This window comes from Alcanivorax sp. (assembly GCF_040118815.1).
GTDB lineage: Bacteria > Pseudomonadota > Gammaproteobacteria > Pseudomonadales > Alcanivoracaceae > Alcanivorax.
The window spans coordinates 205506-224582 of the sequence record NZ_JBEDTC010000006.1 but is presented as its reverse complement, the minus strand read 5'-3'; the positions used below and the strand labels follow the sequence as shown (position 1 = coordinate 224582).

The 19077-nt window shown below is 58.8% G+C and carries 19 protein-coding genes and 1 pseudogene; 11 read left to right on the top strand and 9 right to left on the bottom strand.

Translation table 11 applies throughout. From position 1 onward, the window contains the following. Positions 1-35: 35 nt before the first annotated feature. Positions 36-1160 carry a hypothetical protein gene (locus tag ABNH18_RS05025; RefSeq protein ID WP_349381758.1) on the top strand — a complete coding sequence of 375 codons (1125 nt, stop codon included), beginning with the start codon at positions 36-38 and terminating at the stop codon, positions 1158-1160. 403 nt (positions 1161-1563) lie between these two features. On the opposite strand, the gene ABNH18_RS05020 is transcribed toward ABNH18_RS05025, so the two are convergent. The 8 genes and pseudogenes from ABNH18_RS05020 to ABNH18_RS04985 form a co-directional block, all read right to left on the bottom strand. Beyond that, positions 1564-2283 carry a haloacid dehalogenase type II gene (locus tag ABNH18_RS05020; protein ID WP_349381757.1) on the bottom strand — a complete coding sequence of 240 codons (720 nt, stop codon included), beginning with the start codon at positions 2281-2283 and terminating at the stop codon, positions 1564-1566. A 167-nt stretch (positions 2284-2450) separates the two neighbouring features. Then, positions 2451-2852, bottom strand: coding sequence for a DUF6713 family protein (locus ABNH18_RS05015; protein WP_349381756.1), 402 nt, complete (start codon positions 2850-2852; stop codon positions 2451-2453). A 136-nt stretch (positions 2853-2988) separates the two neighbouring features. Continuing rightward, positions 2989-3648, bottom strand: a pseudogene (locus tag ABNH18_RS05010) (NADPH-dependent FMN reductase). Positions 3649-3781: 133 nt separating this feature from the next. Continuing rightward, entirely contained in the window at positions 3782-4129 is a 348-nt protein-coding gene (locus ABNH18_RS05005) for a hypothetical protein (RefSeq protein WP_349381754.1), read from the bottom strand. A gap of 488 nt (positions 4130-4617) precedes the next feature. Then, positions 4618-6126, bottom strand: coding sequence for a fumarate hydratase (locus ABNH18_RS05000; RefSeq protein ID WP_349381753.1), 1509 nt, complete (start codon positions 6124-6126; stop codon positions 4618-4620). 174 nt (positions 6127-6300) lie between these two features. Further along, positions 6301-7176: an alpha/beta fold hydrolase gene (locus ABNH18_RS04995; RefSeq protein ID WP_349381752.1), complete on the bottom strand. Its 876-nt coding sequence runs from the start codon at positions 7174-7176 to the stop codon at positions 6301-6303. Beyond that, positions 7173-7454 carry an acylphosphatase gene (locus ABNH18_RS04990; RefSeq protein WP_349381751.1) on the bottom strand — a complete coding sequence of 94 codons (282 nt, stop codon included), beginning with the start codon at positions 7452-7454 and terminating at the stop codon, positions 7173-7175. The genes ABNH18_RS04995 and ABNH18_RS04990 overlap by 4 nt, the downstream gene beginning before the upstream one ends. Next, positions 7444-8763, bottom strand: a complete 1320-nt coding sequence (locus tag ABNH18_RS04985; RefSeq protein WP_349381750.1) for a YihY family inner membrane protein — start codon at positions 8761-8763, stop codon at positions 7444-7446. The genes ABNH18_RS04990 and ABNH18_RS04985 overlap by 11 nt, the downstream gene beginning before the upstream one ends. A gap of 94 nt (positions 8764-8857) precedes the next feature. On the opposite strand from ABNH18_RS04985, the gene arsC reads away from it, so the two are divergent. From arsC to ABNH18_RS04940, 9 genes are all read left to right on the top strand, one after another. After that, positions 8858-9211 (top strand): arsenate reductase (glutaredoxin), encoded by a 354-nt coding sequence (gene arsC, locus ABNH18_RS04980; RefSeq protein WP_349381749.1) that lies wholly within the window; start codon positions 8858-8860, stop codon positions 9209-9211. A 7-nt stretch (positions 9212-9218) separates the two neighbouring features. Continuing rightward, positions 9219-9815, top strand: coding sequence for an NAD(P)H:quinone oxidoreductase (wrbA, locus tag ABNH18_RS04975; protein ID WP_349381748.1), 597 nt, complete (start codon positions 9219-9221; stop codon positions 9813-9815). Further along, the gene (locus tag ABNH18_RS04970) at positions 9815-10156 is read left to right on the top strand and encodes a DUF2069 domain-containing protein (protein WP_349381747.1); all 342 of its coding nucleotides are present in this window, start codon (positions 9815-9817) and stop codon (positions 10154-10156) included. The genes wrbA and ABNH18_RS04970 overlap by 1 nt, the downstream gene beginning before the upstream one ends. Further along, positions 10146-10826, top strand: coding sequence for an RDD family protein (locus ABNH18_RS04965; protein ID WP_349381746.1), 681 nt, complete (start codon positions 10146-10148; stop codon positions 10824-10826). Before ABNH18_RS04970 ends, ABNH18_RS04965 begins: the two co-directional genes overlap by 11 nt. Beyond that, positions 10823-11806: a stage II sporulation protein M gene (locus ABNH18_RS04960; RefSeq protein WP_349381745.1), complete on the top strand. Its 984-nt coding sequence runs from the start codon at positions 10823-10825 to the stop codon at positions 11804-11806. Before ABNH18_RS04965 ends, ABNH18_RS04960 begins: the two co-directional genes overlap by 4 nt. Further along, the gene (locus ABNH18_RS04955; protein ID WP_349381744.1) at positions 11787-13307 is read left to right on the top strand and encodes a DUF4129 domain-containing protein; all 1521 of its coding nucleotides are present in this window, start codon (positions 11787-11789) and stop codon (positions 13305-13307) included. The genes ABNH18_RS04960 and ABNH18_RS04955 overlap by 20 nt, the downstream gene beginning before the upstream one ends. Beyond that, positions 13300-14622, top strand: coding sequence for a DUF4350 domain-containing protein (locus ABNH18_RS04950; protein ID WP_349381743.1), 1323 nt, complete (start codon positions 13300-13302; stop codon positions 14620-14622). Before ABNH18_RS04955 ends, ABNH18_RS04950 begins: the two co-directional genes overlap by 8 nt. 68 nt (positions 14623-14690) lie before the next feature. Further along, entirely contained in the window at positions 14691-15662 is a 972-nt protein-coding gene (locus tag ABNH18_RS04945; RefSeq protein WP_349381742.1) for an AAA family ATPase, read from the top strand. After that, positions 15659-16966, top strand: a complete 1308-nt coding sequence (locus tag ABNH18_RS04940; protein WP_349381741.1) for a DUF58 domain-containing protein — start codon at positions 15659-15661, stop codon at positions 16964-16966. The genes ABNH18_RS04945 and ABNH18_RS04940 overlap by 4 nt, the downstream gene beginning before the upstream one ends. 94 nt (positions 16967-17060) lie before the next feature. Here the strand turns inward: ABNH18_RS04940 and ABNH18_RS04935 are convergent, their stop codons facing one another. After that, positions 17061-17582: an elongation factor P hydroxylase gene (locus ABNH18_RS04935; RefSeq protein WP_502876775.1), complete on the bottom strand. Its 522-nt coding sequence runs from the start codon at positions 17580-17582 to the stop codon at positions 17061-17063. Positions 17583-17682: 100 nt separating this feature from the next. On the opposite strand from ABNH18_RS04935, the gene ABNH18_RS04930 reads away from it, so the two are divergent. After that, entirely contained in the window at positions 17683-19065 is a 1383-nt protein-coding gene (locus ABNH18_RS04930; protein ID WP_349381739.1) for an MATE family efflux transporter, read from the top strand. Positions 19066-19077: the final 12 nt, after the last annotated feature.

Sequence of the window (19077 nt, the reverse complement as noted above, 5' to 3'; positions counted from 1 at the left end):
CAGTGCTTGCCTCAGGCTGCACCGGCACCCGCTACATGCCAGCACAAGGCCAGCTGGCCAAACCAGCAACGTCGCCCGAAGCATTAAAGGGCTTTGCTGGCACAGCCGATATCCATCTCAGCGTACCTGGTGGTTACGCCTCACCCAGTGCTCGCCAATACCCTACCCAAATCGCCACCGCGGAAGTGAATCGCTGGTTTGCGGAATCCGGGCAAGACCTCACGGTCAGCATGCGTAACGAGAACATCAAAGATAGTGGGTCGCTAACCATCATTACCTACCTGCTGACGCTGGGCATACTGCCTTCCTGGATCAATACCAAAGGGGAAACCGTCCTGGAAGTAAAAGCCGGAGATCAGGTTTTGTTTCAAAATCGAGAGCCTGTGGCGTACCGATCATCACTGGCAATGATACCCACAGCCTATGCATTCGGTAGCCCCGGTAAAACACAATATGAAGTCATGGCTAACGACCAGCTCAACCGCCACAAACAGGCCCTGCAGCAATTCATCCAGTCGCAGCAAGCCGGCTACGAAAGTGCCGTTTCCGCAGGCACCGTCAACGCCTACCGCCAGTACCTCAACAATAACCCGGAATCCTTCTTCCGCATGGAAACCCTGCGCCGGCTGGCCGAAATGGCCCCCGCCACTCATGCATTGCCCTACCATCGCGACAACATCGCCATCGACAGCGCCTACATCGTCTACCTGCCCGATGAATACGACATCTGGTTCCTGGGGCCACAAGACATGAAGGTCTACGAGGTGCTTCGTCTGTCCCGCAATGAAGACGACGCCCTGCTGGCCTCACGCATCCGTGCCGCCAAGCAGCCTTACCGAGTCTTCAACACGGACGAAATCGCCCTGCTCAAGGAAGGCGGCCTGTCCTCCGGTCTTATCGCCGCCATGATTGATGCCAGCGCCACTAGCCAACCCGCTCCGGCGGCAGCCACCCCCGCCGTTGCCAGCGCAGTGGCCCAGCCCCCTGGCACGCCGGCAGAGGCCGCCTCCCAGAACGGCATGAGCGACATCGCTGCCCAATGCGCCAAGCGCTACGCCGCCTTCAAAGCCTGCGATCAGGTGCCCTCCTTCGGCGCCAATATCTGCCGCAGCCAGGTGAAAAAACAATACTCCCACATGGCCTGTGAGCTCATTCAGTAACCCGGCCCCTGTGGGAGCTTGCCTGCAAGCAATTGCGGAGTTTGAAATCGTTTGCAGGCAAGCCCCCACAGCCATCCTCCAGCGACTCCATTGACTACTGATCAAATGATCAGTACATTGGTCGTCCGGGTAGCCCCAGGCCTTCATTACTGTGACCCCAGGAAAGCCTGACGATTGATCTCCGCGCCCCAAGGATGGGGCCGGGCTCCCGGACTAATTCAAGGTTATGGCAGGACGGTATTTGTGGGAGCAGTGGTTCCACCGCGAATGCCCACTTTTTGTCAGCCCCCAATCTCAACACTAAAAAACCCCGGCCGAGACCTTTGAAACAAAGGCCCCAACCGGGGTTCTTCTATCGATATCCTGTATCGATCAGCAACCGGCAATCGCTCACCGGCATCGCTTACTTCGCTTTCATGATCTCCGCCAGTTCAGAGACATTCTCGACCACGTAATCCGGCTTCTTCGCCAACGGGTAAAGCGCCTTACCGGGCCGGGCAATAAAGGCGGTCTGCAACCCGGCTTCTTTTGCGCCAGCCACATCCCAGCCATGGGCCGCCACCATCAAGGCTTCTTCTGGCTTCACCCCAAGCTGCTTCAGCACCCACTCATAGGCGCGCAAGTCCGGCTTGTAGATCTTGATATCCTCAATGCTGTAACGCGCATCAAAGAAATCCGTCAGCCCCGCGTTCTCGAACTGGGTCTTTACCCCGTCGTTGGACGAGTTCGTCAGGCTCACCATCTTGAAGCCCTGCTTTTCCAGAGCCGTCAGCCCCGGCTTCACATCCGGGTGAGGTGGCAGGTTGAGGATCGACGACACAATGGCATCTTTCGCTTTTTCCTCACTCAAGGAAATATCGTTGTTCTCCGCTACCATCAGCAACGAGGCAACGCCGATCTGACCAAAGTCGTGGTATTCGCCTGTTACCGTGGTCACCAGAGAGTTATGCAGCATGGTCGAGAACCACAGCGGCAACAGCTCTTCTCTACCCCCCAGCGCCTCACCCACCGATGAACGCATGGACTCCAGATCCAGCAGGGTTTCGTTCACGTCAAAGATGATGACCTTGGGTTTAGGCGGTTCGGCGTTTGTCGCAGCGCCTTTCGGAGTTGCATCAGCCATGGCTGTACCTCCAAGAAACAAAATGGCAGCAAGAAGGGGAAACGTTTTCAACAGGGTTCGGGGCATAACAAAGAGCACCTCAAAGAGAATGAATGCATAGCAAGCCAATGCAGCGTAAGCCTTTCTGGTGTGAGGGCACAATAAAGGTAAAGTTCCTGGGGCTGCTTCTACTCTCTACCAACCCAGTAACACCCTAACAGGTAAATCGCACCAAACAGCGCAGCGCCAAAAATGAGTGTATTCGAGAGCACTCCCTCAAACGTATAGTGCGGCTGCCCGCTAAAGGCCACATGCAAGCCAGCATGAACCACCAAAAACACAGACACCCAGAACTGCCCCCGTACCACCCGCTCTGGCAAGCGGCTGGTCAACCAGCCCAGCACCAGTGCAAACACCGGCACATGTAACACCACAAACACAACACGCCCTACCGCCGGCTCCAGCCAGTGGGTCAGCGGCAGCACACGCCACTCATTGTGAGTCATGGCATCCAGCTCGTGAGTGAATATCAGGCTGATGCCGAGGAGGAAAGTTGCTTTAAGCCAGAGAGGCTGAAAAGTAGCACTCATTATCATTGATCCCGGAGGTATTAACGGGTTAACCGCGCGGCCCTTTCTACATTGGATATGACACCCGGGGCAAGAACAGACCTTAGCCTCTCATTCGACGCTTTCCGACGGCCAACATCCATTTTCCGAAATCCCACTAGGGCGCATTTCGCTCGGAAGGGGTTGTTTTAAAATCCCGGACCATCTTGTGCGGATCGACCTCATCACCATACGCTTTCGCGGCCTGAGCCCACCAGGTTAGTTGATTGAACGTTCGACCCAAATAATCAAACCAGGATGCCTGATCCTCACCCGCCTGTAGCGCTCCATCTTCGGCGAAGACGTTTTGCGCTTTCGGCACATGCACCATCGCAGAAACAGGAAGGCAGCCCAGCTCCGAAAGAAACGTGCGCATACCGACGGCCGCACGCATCCCACCCCACTGGCCGGCTGAATAGGTAACGATTGCGCTAGGCTTATAGGAAAAGAGCGAACTGCCAAAGTGGTTGAGCAAATTCGCCAACGCTGGGCTCATGGAGTGGTTATATTCCGGGCTGACCATGATGTAGCCATCGGCAGAGGCGATTTTTTCGGCCAGCGTATTAAGTGCCGGCGGCGCCTTGCTCTTCGGGTAAGAAAAATGCGGCTTGAACACCGCCTCCATCGGGTAATCCAGCGCGTCAATCAACTACACCTCATGCCCCGCATATCGCTCATTCAGGCATTCAACGCACGCCTTCGCTACCCTCTCACCTAAGCGAGCAGGCTTAGGCGGAGTACTATCGCGAACCGTGCCCAAAAAAATCAGGAATTTCATTGATCGGACTCCCTCTGTTGGGTCATCGGGCGAAGTCTTTGCCTCTTACGATAAAAAACCAGAACTCAGGGGACAACTCTTACCATTGTCCTCTTGAGGCACGGGGCAAGACCTGACCCCGGGCCTGACATTGTTATGTATGACTTTCTTTAACACTCGAAGTGCCAACCAATTTTTTTGCCACTTTTCTGGACACAAACCCAGTAATAAAAAAAGCCGGGATATGCCACCACCAAAGAATCAACAGCAAATCAAGGACTTCATTAGGAGCCCCTGTTGCAGCGCCAACACCAAGCATTACTCCAAAGGGGATAGGCACCATGACGATCGTTGCCGGGGCCCATGAAGGAGTAAAAAGCAACGTATAAACCACCGAGCAAAATAGCACTCTCTTTTCTTTTGGCAAAAGCCTAGCCAGCAATGTGGCTGCGGTAGCGACAAGAAGCAAAACCGCCATTGCCTCAATAAATATTATTAGCACCTAGCCTACCTTCCACCTAACAGTTTATTTAGTTGCAGATGCAATATATCACTTTGCTGTATATCCCCGACCCCGCCCTGCTCAAGAGCCACATAAAACCATCACCCAATCAGTGATTTACCCCACAGGCAGGAATCAATCTCAACGGACTTTTCTTGCATCGCAAAATTTGAAAATCCACCTTATCTCAGCAACTTACAAATATCTGTAAGTCATATCCTACATATTAAAATTGCGCGCGGGTGAAAAACGGGGGATTTAGGGCGGGAGAATCAGGGTTGGTAGGGACGTTAAAGTTTGAGGTTTGATTGCCAGGTTTGTCGGGTTATCTGCCGTTGGGTTCGTCCCTCGAGCGGGACTCCTACAAAAAAAAGGGCGGGTTGTTTTGACGGTTTGGGTTTTGCGTGAGGCGTGTTGCTGCCGCTTACCCACAAAAAAGCCGCGCTTTTGTTGCGCGGCTTTTTTGTGGGTAAGCGGCGTAGAACCTACTACGCGCTCTTTTCGGCGATCTTCTGTTTCCAGATAACCGGGCCGGTTTTGTGTACGGATTCGCCGGTGGAATCCACGGCCACGGTGACGGGCATGTCTTCCACTTCGAATTCGTAGATGGCTTCCATGCCCAGATCTTCAAAGGCCGCCACGCGGGATTTGCGGATGGCTTTGGAGACCAAGTAGGCAGCACCGCCCACGGCCATGAGGTACACGGCCTTATTGTCCTTGATGGCTTCGATGGCGGTGTCGCCACGCTCGGCCTTGCCGACCATGCCGATCAGGCCGGTTTCTTCCAGCATGGTGCGGGTGAACTTATCCATGCGCGTGGCGGTAGTGGGGCCTGCGGGGCCAACGACTTCGTCGCCCACCGGATCCACCGGGCCTACGTAATAGATAAAGCGGTTGGTGAAATCCACGGGCAGTTTCTCGCCGTTGGCCAGCATTTCCACCATACGCTTGTGGGCCGCATCGCGGCCGGTGAGCAGCTTGCCGGATAGCAGCAAGGTGTCACCGGGCTGCCAGGTCTGCACTTCTTCCGGGGTGACCGTATCCAGGTTCACACGGATGGCGCCTTCGTCGTTGCCCCAGGCGATGTCCGGCCATTCTTCCAGGTCCGGTGCTTTCAGGTCTGCCGGGCCGGTGCCGTCCAAAATGAAGTGCGCATGGCGGGTGGCGGCACAGTTGGGGATCAAAGCCACCGGCTTGTTGGCCGCGTGGGTGGGGTAATCCACCACTTTCACGTCCAGCACGGTGGTCAGGCCACCCAAGCCCTGGGCGCCCACGCCGAGGGCGTTCACTTTTTCGAACAGTTCCAGACGCAGTTCTTCCGAACGGGTCTTAGCACCACGAGCTTGCAGCTCGTGGATGTCGATGGGATCCATGAGGGATTCTTTGGCGATCAGCATGGCTTTCTCGGCGGTGCCGCCGATGCCGATACCCAGCATGCCCGGCGGGCACCAGCCGGCGCCCATCTTGGGAATCTGTTCCAGCACCCAATCCACCACGGAGTCGGACGGATTCAGCATAGCGAACTTGGATTTCGCTTCGGAGCCACCGCCTTTGGCCGCCACGTCGATTTCCAGGGTATCGCCGGGGACGATGGAATAATTGATCACCGCCGGGGTGTTGTCCTTGGTGTTGGCACGCTTGCCGTCCGGGTCCGCCAGCACCGAGGCACGCAGGACGTTATCCGGGTGGTTGTAAGCGCGACGCACCCCTTCGTTGATCATGTCGTCCAGGTTCATGTCGCCTTCAAAGGTGACATTCATGCCCACTTTGGCGAACACGGTCACGATGCCGGTGTCCTGACAAATGGGGCGACGGCCCATGGCGGCCATGCGGGAGTTAACCAGGATCTGCGCCATGGCGTCCTTGGCGGCCTTGCTCTCTTCCTTCTCATACGCTTCTTTCACCGCACGGATAAAATCCACGGGGTGGTAGTAAGAGATGTACTGCAAGGCATCTGCCACGCTCTGAATCAGGTCATCCTGGCGAATCACCGTCATGGGATTACTCCTGCTGGGAAAATAGGGGCGCGTAGTATAGCGCGACTGTGAAGGGGGCGAAATCGGCGGCGGGAGCACTGGACTAGGGAACCTCTGAATAACTCCTTGCGTACTCAGTCTTTCAGAGGTTCCCTGCCCCCCCCCCTTGCCGCTGACCACTTTATCGCGGTGGTTTCAGTCGCACCGGGTGTTGTTGAGCAACCGAATCAAATGACGATTGACCTCTTCCGGCTGCTCCAGATGCAGGAAATGACCGGCATTGGGCAAAGTTTGCAGCTCCACGCCACCACTGAAGTCACTTTCTACCAGCGTATGCTCCAGCAGTTTGGGGCTCATGCAGCCATCGTTCTCGCCAAACAGGACCTGGGTCGGGGTGGCAATATCCTGCCCCAGCCAGGCCCGTGCCTTACGGTGTTCTTTCTTCCATACCTTGAACAGGGACCGGTACCACGCCAGTGCCGCACTAATTACGCCCGGCTCTGCCAAGGTATGTTTGGCGTTATCCAGATAGAGTTCCGGCTCCCAACCTGGCGACCAGCGCCGCCACAGGGCTTCCACGCCATCCAGGTCGCCGCGCTTGAGCCAGGCTTCCGGTGCCAGCGGCAGCTGGAAAAACTGCATGTAGCCGCTTAGCAATACCTGCTCTGGCACTTTCAACAGCCCTTGAGGTATACGCCGTACGGGCGGAATCGACAGTGCGCTGAACGAACAAAACGTTTCCGGGGACTGGGCACAGGCCAGATATCCCACCGCCGCACCCCAGTCGTGCCCAACCAAATGCACACGGCCGCCCAGCTGCGCAGCAAAGACCATCAGATCATCCACAGCGGCATACAGAGAGTAATCGCCGTTACCCGGCTGACAACTGGGTGCATACCCGCGCAAGGCCGGGGCGATAGCCGTATAACCGGCATCGGCCAGAGCATTGATCTGCACCGCCCAGTTTTCGTAGGTATCGGGAAAACCGTGCAACAAAATCACCGGCTCACCATTGCCGGCCATCAAGGCAGGAAAACGCAGGTCACCATTGACCAGCTCAACCTGTTTCATCGGGTTACCTCAAAGTGATTGGAACAGGGGGTATCATCATGATCGCTACCCTCTTCCACCAAAATTCTTTCCACCTGAGCCAAAGCCGGCCCCTGGTGCATGGCATCGAGCATGTCGTCCACCGCGCCGCTTTCGCCTTCCAGCAATGCTTCCACCCGGCCGTCTGCACAATTGCGTACCCAGCCGGTGAGATTGCGACGTACCGCTTCCTGGCGCGTCCAGGCTCGATAGCCTACACCCTGCACAATACCGCTCACCAGTACATGCTTAACCGTCATGCTTGTCCTCTTGGTCAATGTTGGCAGAAGCCCGCTCTGGCTCTGCGTTATCATGTGTTGTAACTGCCGGTTTACTGAATAGCGTATCCAGGCTTATATCCAATGGCGCCATCATGCCTTCCCGGGCCTGATCCATTCGCGTTTTCAGCGCCGCTTCCCAGGGCAGCGGTTCCTGCTGTTGCCTAACCCGTAACTGGGTATGGGCCGGCCAAGGCAACATCGCCACCAACTGGCCTAGCGACAGGTTGCGTAAATCCCGGCTGAGCATGTAGCCGCCTTCTTCCGTGCGCCGGATCAGTTTTGCGTCCACCAGCAGGTTACGGAATTCATCCCACTGGCTAATGCCGGATTCTTGCATCACCTTGCGCACTTCCTTGCTGCGCAGCACCTTGCCATTCTGCTGGCGCTGCCAGAACACATTGAGCAGGCGCACCAAGGCATGCATGCGTGGCACCTGCCGGCGATGTTCTTGGAAGACCACTAAGGCACGCACCAGCTCGGCCCCCCCGAGCACAATGGTCCAGGAAATATAAATCCACAGCAGAAACACCGGCACGGCGGCAAAGGCGCCGTACACCACCTGGTAGCTCGGTGCCTGTTTGATGAAAAAGGTAAAGCCGCCTTTCGCCAGCTCAAACAACAGAGCCGCCACCGCCGCGCCCAACACGCCCTGTCGTAACGGGATTTTGGTATTGGGCACCACCGTGTACATCAGTGTCAGCATGGCGGTGGTGAACAGGAACGGCAGCAAGGACAACCACAAACGTACACCGCCCAGATAACTCACGGTGTCACTGAAAATAGCCTGAGAGGTGAGATAGGACGAGATCGCCAGACCTAAGCCCAAACAAATCGGCCCCAGAGACAATACGGCCCAATACATCAACAGGCTGGTCAGCCCTTTACGGCGTGTCTTTACTTTCCAGATTCGATTCAGGCTTTGCTCAACAGTACTGAGCATCAAAATCGAAGTAATCACCAAAAACACAATCCCCAGCCCGGTGAGATTCGCCGCTTGCTTGGCAAAGGACTGCAGGTGATCGAGCAGCATGTTGCCGGCGGACGGCACAAAATACTCAAAGGCCCACGCCTGAAACTGGGTGCCCTTGTCTTTCAAGGCGGGCACAGAAGAAAGCACCGCAAAACTCACCGTCATCACCGGCACGATGGCGAACAGCGTGGTGTAAGTCAGTGCCGCCGCACTTTGCCGGCAACCGTCTTCATTAAACTGGCGCACCAGTAGCGCAAAAAACGCCTTGATGGAATCGAACCGGGCCTGCACCGGAATGATCGGTTGCTCATTCTCCATGCTCTACGCATCCTCTCTGATTAATCACCGTGCCCTTGCCACCACACCTGTGCAGCTTACAATGGCTGCGTTACGAAACAGGATATGCAATCCCATGAGCGACTACACTATCTTCCACAACCCGCGCTGTTCAAAATCACGCCAGACGCTGGCCTTGCTAGAAGACAACGGCATTACCCCTACTATCGTAAAGTATCTGGACGACACACCGGATACCGCCACATTGGAAAGCCTGATTCGCAAACTCGGGCTGGGCAGCGCCCATGATCTGGTACGTCACAAGGAAGCGGATTACAAAACTGCCAGCCTGTCTGCGCAAAGCAGCGATGCCGACGTTATCGCGGCCATGATTCAGTACCCCAAACTGATTGAACGCCCCATCGTCGTCAAAGGCGACCAGGCGGTGCTGGGTCGCCCCCCGGAAAACGCCCTACAGTTACTGGACTGAATCCCCCATGAGCGATTATGTGCTGGTGCTTTACTACAGCCGCAACGGCAGCGTTGCCAACTTGGCGCAACAGGTGGCCCGCGGTATCGAAAGCACCGCAATGGAAGCGCGCCTGCGCACCGTCCCGGCGGTGTCCGCCAACTGTGAAGCCACCGAGCCGGGCATTCCGGATCAGGGTGCGCCCTACGCCACACTGGATGACCTGGCCGGTTGCCAAGGCCTGGCACTGGGCTCGCCCACCCGCTTCGGCAACATGGCCGCGCCACTGAAGTATTTCATCGACCAGACCAGCGAGCTGTGGATGAAAGGCACCTTGATCGGCAAACCGGCAGGCGTGTTCAGTGCCACCGGCAGCCTGCACGGTGGCCAGGAAAGCACGCTGCTTTCCATGATGACGCCCCTGCTCCACCACGGTATGGTGCTGGCCGGTGTCCCCTACTCCGAAGCGGCCTTGCTGGACACCCAAAGCGGCGGCACCCCTTACGGCCCCACTCACGTTTCCGGCAACCAGGGCGACCCGGCACTGACGGAACACGAAATCACCTTGGCCCGCGCACTGGGCAAACGCCTGGCACTACTGGCGCGTCAACTGAAGGCTTCCTGATGAATCTTGTTTTACTCCGTATCAGCTATGCGTTACTCCTGCTTGTCGGCATCAGCGGCCTGTTCACCCTGGCACCGCCGGACGCTCACATCGTTTCCAGCCTGATCATCGCCCTGGTGCTGTACGGCCCTCTGATATTGATGATCCCTGCTGTCATCAGCGGCAACCGGCGCCAGGCCACCTGGCTTTGCTTTCTGATACTGTTCTATTTCTGTGGTTATGCCGTCCAGCTGCTCGATCCGCCGCCGGTACGCACCCTGGCCATCGCCAAAACCACGCTGACCATCATGGTCTTCGTGTTTGCCGCGCTACAAATTCGCCAGGGCCAGAATGCTGATTGATGAACGCCTGGAAGTAGAAACACCGGAAGGCGCCATGCTCAGCCTGTCGCTGGCCGGGCCGGTGCCCCGGGCGCTGGCCTATGCCATCGACCTTGTCATTCGGCTGATTATTTACGGTGCCCTGGCCGGTGTCTTCGCGGCATTGGGCAAGGCGGGCATGGGGCTGTTGCTTATTCTGGCGTTCGTGCTGGAATGGTTTTACCCCACTCTGTTCGAAGCCTTCCGCCATGGCCAGACTCCTGGCAAGAAAGCCATGGGCATTGTGGTGGTCCATGCCAATGGCAGCCCGTTGAGCTTTAACGGCAGCCTGATTCGCAACCTGCTGCGCACCGCCGACGCCTTCCCGTTGTTTTACCTGCTCGGGTTTATCTGCACGCTGATAAGCCCCCGCCATCAACGGCTGGGCGACATGGCTGCCAATACTCTGGTCGTTCACATCGAGGAAACGCCGCAGGTTCAAGAGCGAACCCAAGGCGACACCCTCGCCCCGGACTGGTCACTGAACCGCGATGACCAGCTTGCCTTACTCGCCTTCCATGAACGTCATGGCCGCTTTTCCGAAGCACGCCAGCAAGAACTGGCGCAACTGGCGTACCCCGAACTGGCTCCACCGCTGGCTTTGCAGCGTCTGAATGCCGTCAGCCGTTATCTGGTACAAGGGCCCGCATGAAACAGGCCCGTTTCGAACAACAATACCGCCCGGAATGGCAAGCGCTGGAACGCCAGCTTGAGCAACTGGAGTCCCTGCATGTGAGCAAGAAGAACAAGCTCGCCCTAGACACCTTTGTCACCGATTACCGCAAACTCTGCCACCAGTTGGCGCTGGCCCGGGAACGGGGCTACAGCGTGCAGCTGCAACAGTTCCTGAACAACCTGGTGTTGCGAGCCCATCGCCAGTTGTACCGCTACAACCCATCCCTGGCGGATCGCATCGGCACCTTTATCGCCAGCGGCTTTCCCCAGGCGGTACGTCGCCAATGGCGCTGGCATCTGGTCAGCGGTCTGGCCTTTGTGCTCTCCATGGGGCTGGTATGGGTGCTGGTGCATCAACAACCGGAAATGATTTACACCGTGGTGGATGAAGCCAGCATTGCCAATCTGGAAAGCATGTATCAGCCGGAAAACCAGGCGGACATGAAGGAGGACCGCAGCGGCGATGACGATGTGATGATGTTTGGCCATTACATCCAGAACAACATCGGCATCGCCTTCCGTACCTTTGCCAGCGGGCTCCTGCTGGGCGTAGGCGCGCTGGTGGTGATGCTATTCAACGGCAGCTTCTTCGGCGCCGCCGCCGGGCACCTGATCAACGTGGGCGCACAGGAACCGTTCTTTACCTTTGTGATCGCCCACGGCGCCCCGGAACTGACAGCCATCGTACTGGCCGGTGGCGCAGGATTACGGCTGGGCTGGGCCATTATTGCGCCCGGCCCCTGGTCACGGCTGGACGCCCTGCGCCTGGCGGCCCGGGATGCGCTACCCACCATGTACGGGGTGTTTGCCCTGCTATTACTGGCCGCCTTTATCGAAGCGTTCTGGTCACCACGGGACCTGGCACCAACCATCAAATACAGCGTGGGTGCGGCCTGTTGGGCCCTTTTGTATCTGTATCTTATGTTCGGGGGGCGGGATGGAACTCGAAAAGGCTAGCGCCCGGCTGGCGCCGCGCAGCCCCTGGCAAGCGGCGGACCTGGGCACCCAGTTTTACCGCCACTGGGCCGGGCCCATTACCCGTGTCTGGCTACTCTTTACCGCCGTGCCCTATGCCCTGCTGCTCAGCATTGCTGCCCTGGACAACAGCCTCTGGCCCTTGTTCGTGTTCTGGTGGCTAAAACCCCTGTGGGAGCGACCGCTGCTGGCCTATTACAGCCACGCCCTATTCGGTGAAACGCTCTCCCTGAAAGCCTTGCTCAAACGCTGGCGCCAGTACGCCCTGCCGGGCCTGGCCGGTCAACTCACCTGGCGACGGCTGAGCACCTTGCGCAGTTTCAATGCCAGTGTCTGGCAACTGGAGCAGGTCAAAGGCGAGACGGCCAGCCAACGGCTGAAAGTACTCAACAGCTACCCCTCCAACCGGGCCGGCATGTTGACCCTGCTGGTGCTGCACCTAGAACAGTTCATGACGCTCGGGCTGATGGCGTTGCTGTATATGCTGGTGCCCTGGCAGTTCAATCTGGAGCTTAGCGACTGGTTCTACGATCAGAGCGCGCTGCAACTGGCCATCTCCGGGCTTTGCTTTTACCTGGTGCTGTGTGTGACCGAGCCGCTCTATGTGGCCTGTGGCTTTGCCCTGTACCTGAACAAACGCACTTGGCTGGAAGGCTGGGATCTGCAGCTGGGGCTCACCCGTCTGGGCGAACGCCGCCGGGCGGCCAGTGCGGCCAAAAGAGCAGTCGGCGCCTTGCTGATCATGGTACTGGTGCCGTTGATGGAGCCCGCCAACGCCGATATGGCAGAGCCTGCCGCCAACCCCAAAACCGAGCAGCAGCAAGTCATCGAGCTGCTGGCCAGCCCGGAGTTCATGCCCTTGGAGGAACGCACCGAGCGGCAATGGATCAACCAGGACGACAGCGACTCCGACAGCCTGATGGAGAAAATCTGGCGGTTCCTCTTTGACAATCTCGATGATGAGGACGCCGAGACTCACAGCTCGCCGCTGAACATCCCGGATGCCTTACTGTGGACGATTTTCTGGGTTCTGTTCATTGCCCTGGCACTGTGGCTGATCGTCAAAGTAGCCGACCAGTTCGGCCTGCGCGGGCACCGCACCCGCAACCGCCCGGTGATTCCCACTCACGTGGCCGGGCTGGATATTCGCAAACGCAGCCTGCCTAAAAATCTGAATCGTGCCGTGGAAGAAGCACTTAAAACCGGCGACATACGCGGCGCACTCGCCGTGCTCATGCGTACCGCCCTGGCCGGCATTCTGGCGCGATATCCCGTGCCCCTGGCCGCTGGCAGTACCGAACAACAATGCCTGCGCACCCTGCAACAGCACCACGGCGACCCACTACCCATTGCCTATCTCCAGCGGCTAACCCAGGCCTGGATCAGCACCGCCTGGGCCCATCGCCCGGTCAGCACTGAACAGGTACGTACCCTGGCCCAGCACTGGCAGCAAATGGACAGGCTGGAGGCAGACCATGGGTAGAGCTCGCCTGCGCCGTGCCTTTCCCTGGCTCCTTGCTGCCCTGCTAGTCGCCATGATCGCGGGTTATTACGCGCTGACCGAGCCGGTCACTTACATGCAACGGACCGCCCCGGACAGCAGCATTACTCGCAATCCTTACAGCGCCGCCCAACAGTGGCTAGCGCAACGGGGGCAGCCCTCCGAACGCATTCTCAGCGCCGCGGCCCTGTTCCCGTTACCTGACACACGCACCACACTGGTGATCGACAAACACCGTGGCATGCTGACGTCCAACCAGGTCAATACCTTGCTGAAATGGGTGCAGGACGGCGGCGAGCTGGTGGTTGAGGCGCGCCCGCTTCCCGGCATGCTGGAAGCATCCGATGCCAGCGACAGCGACTGGCAAGACAACGACCCACTATTGTTCCCGTTAGGCATCACCGTGTGGGACTCCCCGGTGCCCAGTGAATCTGCAGAAGCAGATCCGATACGCGAGCTGCTCATGGCTCTGCCGACCTTTGTCGACAGCCCGCTGCAATATTGTCTGCATAGCGACAACGAATCACTCCGCGAAGACTGTGCACGACTGGCTTGTGACGCACCTCAGGAACCCACTCCACTGGGACTGCATGTCGGTGACAACGAGCCCGATCGTCGCGTGCAGCTTTTCAGTGACTACGTCATCTGGCACGACAGCTGGGATGACGAAGAAGGCCTGGCGCCACACCTGGAATGGCCGGTAGAAGTGACCGCCTATGCGGATAACGATTACGGTAGTCAGCTGGTACAAATGAGCCTGGGCAGCGGACAGATTTCCGTGCTGACGGATTTGAGCCTGTGGTCCAATGAACGACTACTCTATTTCGATCATGCCTGGTTACTGGCCTGGCTCACCGCCGATGAGCCGGTGTGGTTTGTCCGCTCAGTGGCCATGCCGCCGCTGGCCCAGTGGCTGTGGCTGAAAGCCCCGGCTCTGGGCACTGCCCTGCTGGTGCTGCTGGCCCTGTGGCTGTGGTACCGCATTCCTCGCCAGGGGCCACGCCAACAAGCCCGGGAAGAAAGCAGCCGTGACTACCTGCAACACCTGCACGCCAGCGGCTATTTCCAGTGGCGCACCGGCCAGCAGGCGGCCCTGGTAGAAGTGCTGCGCGCACAGGCAGAGCAACAACTGGTGCGTTTTCATCATCAGCGCGACAAAGCGCTGACCCTGGCAGCGAAAACCCTGTCGGTGTCCGTACGGGAACTGGACGCCGCCTTACAAATGAAGCCGGAAACCCGTGATCAGCTCACGCAGCAGATCGCACTCTTACAATCGCTGAAAAATTGCAGTCATTGATGCCAGATACCGACCCAGTGACACAGACAACCACGCCAACGTCAGTTGAAATGCAAAAGGACAACAGCATGAGCCAACCCGCCACCCTCGCCGATGCGGCCGCCTTGGCCCACGACATTGAAAGCCGGCTCAATCAGGTATTGATTGGCCAGCAACAGGTCGTCCGTGAAGTGTTAATCGCACTGATTTCCGGCGGCCACGTTCTTATAGAAGGGGTCCCCGGCCTGGGCAAGACGTTGCTGGTGCGTAGCCTCGGGCGAGTACTGGAACTGGATTTCAACCGCATCCAGTTCACCCCGGACCTGATGCCCACGGACGTGACCGGCCACGCCATGTACGATCGGAAAACCGAGCAATTTCGCATCCGTCGCGGCCCAGCCTTTACGCAACTACTGCTCGCTGACGAGATCAACCGCGCACCGGCCAAAACCCAAGCCGCATTGCTGGAAGTAATGCAGGAACGGCAGATCACCATCGAGGGAAAGGCCTTCACGCTGGACGAGCCCTACATGGTCCTCGCCACCCAGAATCCACTGGATCAGGAAGGCACCTATCCGTTGCCAGAAGCGGAACTGGACCGGTTCCTGTTCAAGGTATTGATCGACTACCCCGGCCACGAAGACGAAACCCGCCTGGTGAACATGGTGCTCGACGGCACCATCCGCGCCAGCCTGGACGTGGACAGCCTGAGCCCGGCCACCGATGCGGCCGGCCTACAGGCCATGAAAGCGCTCAGCAATGACGTACTGATCGACGCCGAAGTGCTGGACTATGCCTTGCGTATCGTGCGCGCCACCCGCGACTTCAATGGCCTGAGCCACGGCGCCAGCCCCCGTGCCAGTATTGCACTGGCCCGCGCAGCGCGCGTACAGGCCATGTTCGAAGGCCGTGACTTCGTGACCCCGGACGATATCCAGCAAGTGGCTCGCCCGGTGCTGCGCCACCGTATTCAACTCAGTGCGGACGCAGAAATCGAAGGCCAGACCCCGGAAACCGCGCTGGCCCGTCTGCTCGATCAGGTGGAAGCACCGCGGCAATGAAGCCCGCTCCGCGCCTGCTTCTCGCCGTCGGCCTCTGGGCTCTAAGCGCGATCTCGCTGCTGTTTTTCAGTGGCAGCATCGCGAGCCTGCTATGGTGGGCGGCCGGGGCGATTCTGGCGGCCTTTGCCCTGCTAGACCTGCTCCATGGCTGGCGCCGCCCGGCACCAGCGGCACAGCGTATCGTGCCCAATGCCCTGTCCGTGCAGCAGCCTCACCCGATCAAGGTGCGCATTCCCTCCACGGAGTTACCGGCACAGGCCACACTGGCGGATCATCATCCCGGCGATGATCCACTCACCGGCCTGCCCTGCCTGCTGAACCGTGCGGACAATGAGCTCACCGAATTCACCTACCATTACCGCCCCAGCCGGCGCGGCCCGGTGGCGTTCGGTGATCTGGAATTCTGGTTTGCCAGCCAGCTGGGGCTCTGGTCGGTACGCAAAATCTGCGCGGCCCGCTGCACGGTGCCGGTGTACCCGGATTTTTCCCGCATCGGGCAAACCCAGCTGGATGCCAACCATTCCTTCTTGCTTACCGGGACTCGCCTCAAGCCCCGTCGCGGCGAAGGCATGGAGTTCCACCAGTTGCGCGAATATCACCCCGGCGACAGCCTGCGCCAGATTGACTGGAAAGCCACCGCCCGCCGGCGCAGCCTGATTAGCCGCGAGTATCAGGATGAACAAAACCAGCAAGTTTTGATCATGCTCGATGGGGGGCGCCGCCTAGGCATACCAGTGGGCAATCTCACCGGTTTTGACCATGCGCTGAATGCCTCACTGCTGCTGGCCTGGAGTGCGCTCAAGCAAAAAGACAAGGCCGGCGCCATGCTGTTCTCCGGCGATCAACCACGCTGGCTGCCACCGGTGCAGGGGCAGAATGGCATTAACCACTTGTTGAACGGGCTGTATGACTTGCACCCCAGCCAGCACGCCAGTGACTTCAGCCTGGCCGCCCGCCAACTGGTACGCCATAGCCGCCGGCGAGCGCTGGTGGTGCTGGTGACTCGGCTACAACACGAAGACCTGGATGACCTGCTCAGCGCCGTCGGCTTGATGCGTCGCCATCATCTGGTATTGATCGCCGATATGCTGTTGCCAGAGCAGGAAGCTCTGACGCGTAAACCGGTGGAGGATTTCGATCAGGCGCTGACACTCTGCGCCGACGCCCAGGAACAGAAACAGCGCCAGCAACTGCACACCCGCCTGCGTCACGCCGGCACGCTGGTCACCAGCGCCACGCCGCAAAACATGCCGGAGCAGTTAAATCACCTGTACCTGGCGCTGAAGCGCAGCGGCCGGCTTTAGTCGGATTACGCCTTTCAGGCTAATTCGACCTACTTGAGAAGTTGGGTTTTGTAGGTCGAATTAGGCCGAAGGCCGTAATCCGACAACCCATCGCCTACGAAAACAGCGACTGCAAAGCTTGATGCAAAGACACGCCCTCACGCCCATACGCCGTTGCCAGCGCTTCACACCAACGCGCCGGCCGTTCGGCAAGGCCTCGCTCCAGCAAGGCCTGAGCCTTGGCTTTGACCTCCACCGCAAACGCCGCTTCATCACCACCGTCACCATTCAGGTTATCCAGCGACACCCGAAAATCATGCCCACAAGCGGCACAGAAAAGCGCCTCCAGCGCCTGAGGATAGACTTCCACCCGGGCAAACTGAGACTGCTGGTCCGCGTCACGCCCATCCGGTGCGTACCAGTAACCGTAATCCTCTTGCTGATGGCGGGCCGGGCCAGCCACACACCAATGGGCGATTTCATGAAGAGCACTACGAAAGTAATCACGGGTGTAGCAAATCCGATGGGGGTTACCGGGAAGGTACACAGGTTCAGCGCCCCCCCCTTCCAGCACGGTATTGTGGGAAGCAAAAAAAGTCGCCCGGAACAGGCCTTCCAGATCACCACTGGCATACACCTGTGAAGCGCTTTGCGGTATGGTAGCCGCCTTCATCTGAACCTGATTCTGATCTATTTCGTTCACTACACCGTTCCGTTTACAACAGTAGCACTCGCCTATGTTATCGCGCCGCCAGGAACTTGCCGCTCAGCTCACCCTCGCTTTGCCGATTTTGGGTGGCCAACTGGCACAGACGGCCAACGGCTTTGTGGACACCATGATGGCCGGACGGGTCAGCGCCAATGATTTGGCCGCCGTGGCCGTGGGCGCCAGCATCTGGGTGCCGCTGTTCCTGTTTATGACCGGCGTGTTGATGAGTGCAACGCCGGTGCTGTCACGGCATCTGGGCGGCAAAGCTTATCATCGCATCAACCCCCTCGCCCAGCAGGGCCTGTGGTTGGGGCTGGGGCTGGGCATTCTGTGCGCGCTGATTTTGCGCAGCATCGCCCCGGTGCTGGTGTGGATGGACGTGGACCCGGCTATTCGCCCCATGGTCAGCGGTTACCTGGATGCACTCAGCTGGGGCATGCCCGGGGCCGCCATTATGCTGGCCCTGCGCAGCTACACCGAGGCCATGAATCATACCCGCCCAGTGCTGCTGATCAGCGTCATCGGCCTGATGATCAACATCCCCAGTAACTATGTGCTGATCTACGGCAAGCTCGGCTTCCCGGCCATGGGCGGCGTAGGCTGTGGCTGGGCCACCGCGCTGGTGATGTGGTCCATGGCACTGATGATGATGGTCTACACCCACCGCCATCCGGTCTATCAGCATGCCCCGCTCAACCTGCGACAGCGGCATTTTGATCGGGCCAGCCTTGGCTACATGCTACGCTTGGGCTTGCCAGTGGGGCTGACGATTTTCTTTGAGGTGAGCATCTTTGCGGTCATCGCTCTGATGATTGGCAGCCTGGGGGCCCAGGTGGTCGCCAGCCACCAGATCGCTCTCAACTTCACCTCCCTGATTTTCATGGTGCCACTGAGTTTCGCCTTGGCCGCCACCGTGCGGGTGGGGCACGCCCGCGGGCGAAGCGATCGGGACGGTATTCGAGTGGCGGTGCAGGTGGCCATGGCCATTACACTGGTCGTCGGCATCGCAGCTGCCAGTAGCTTGGTGCTGGCCCGCCACTGGATTCCCCGCATTTATACCGACAATGGTTCCGTGATTGCTCTGGCCAGCTACTTGCTACTGTTCGCCGCTCTATACCAGGTGTCTGACGCCCTGCAGGTGTGCGCCAATGGCTGCCTGCGCGGTTTTGAAGACACCGGCTGGCCCATGGTCATGACCCTGCTCGCTTACTGGGGCATCGGCCTGCCCATCGGCTATGGCCTGGCACTGACGCACTGGTGGGTGGAGCCCATGGGCCCCGCCGGCTTCTGGATCGGACTGGTGGCCGGCCTGACCAGTGCCGCCGTTTTTCTTGGCTGGCGCCTGCGCTGGCGGCTCACTCAGCCCCTTCCGGCACCGCCAGCTAATGCCCAGGATGACTTGGCGGCCTGATCCGCACGCCCC

Bases quoted from the DNA above. Each gene is read 5' to 3' on its own strand.
- ABNH18_RS04940 (WP_349381741.1), top strand. From the start codon at position 15,659: ATGAAGCCCGCTCCGCGCCTGCTTCTCGCCGTCGGCCTCTGGGCTCTA.
- ABNH18_RS04960 (WP_349381745.1), top strand. From the start codon at position 10,823: ATGAAACAGGCCCGTTTCGAACAACAATACCGCCCGGAATGGCAAGCG.
- ABNH18_RS05025 (WP_349381758.1), top strand. From the start codon at position 36: ATGCCAGCACAAGGCCAGCTGGCCAAACCAGCAACGTCGCCCGAAGCA.
- ABNH18_RS04990 (WP_349381751.1), bottom strand. From the start codon at position 7,454: ATGACGGTTAAGCATGTACTGGTGAGCGGTATTGTGCAGGGTGTAGGC.
- ABNH18_RS05000 (WP_349381753.1), bottom strand. From the start codon at position 6,126: ATGACGGTGATTCGCCAGGATGACCTGATTCAGAGCGTGGCAGATGCC.
- ABNH18_RS04995 (WP_349381752.1), bottom strand. From the start codon at position 7,176: ATGAAACAGGTTGAGCTGGTCAATGGTGACCTGCGTTTTCCTGCCTTG.
- ABNH18_RS04950 (WP_349381743.1), top strand. From the start codon at position 13,300: ATGGGTAGAGCTCGCCTGCGCCGTGCCTTTCCCTGGCTCCTTGCTGCC.
- ABNH18_RS04970 (WP_349381747.1), top strand. From the start codon at position 9,815: ATGAATCTTGTTTTACTCCGTATCAGCTATGCGTTACTCCTGCTTGTC.
- ABNH18_RS04985 (WP_349381750.1), bottom strand. From the start codon at position 8,763: ATGGAGAATGAGCAACCGATCATTCCGGTGCAGGCCCGGTTCGATTCC.
- ABNH18_RS04955 (WP_349381744.1), top strand. From the start codon at position 11,787: ATGGAACTCGAAAAGGCTAGCGCCCGGCTGGCGCCGCGCAGCCCCTGG.
- ABNH18_RS05015 (WP_349381756.1), bottom strand. From the start codon at position 2,852: ATGAGTGCTACTTTTCAGCCTCTCTGGCTTAAAGCAACTTTCCTCCTC.
- ABNH18_RS04930 (WP_349381739.1), top strand. From the start codon at position 17,683: ATGTTATCGCGCCGCCAGGAACTTGCCGCTCAGCTCACCCTCGCTTTG.
- wrbA (WP_349381748.1), top strand. From the start codon at position 9,219: ATGAGCGATTATGTGCTGGTGCTTTACTACAGCCGCAACGGCAGCGTT.
- arsC (WP_349381749.1), top strand. From the start codon at position 8,858: ATGAGCGACTACACTATCTTCCACAACCCGCGCTGTTCAAAATCACGC.
- ABNH18_RS05020 (WP_349381757.1), bottom strand. From the start codon at position 2,283: ATGGCTGATGCAACTCCGAAAGGCGCTGCGACAAACGCCGAACCGCCT.
- ABNH18_RS04945 (WP_349381742.1), top strand. From the start codon at position 14,691: ATGAGCCAACCCGCCACCCTCGCCGATGCGGCCGCCTTGGCCCACGAC.
- ABNH18_RS04965 (WP_349381746.1), top strand. From the start codon at position 10,146: ATGCTGATTGATGAACGCCTGGAAGTAGAAACACCGGAAGGCGCCATG.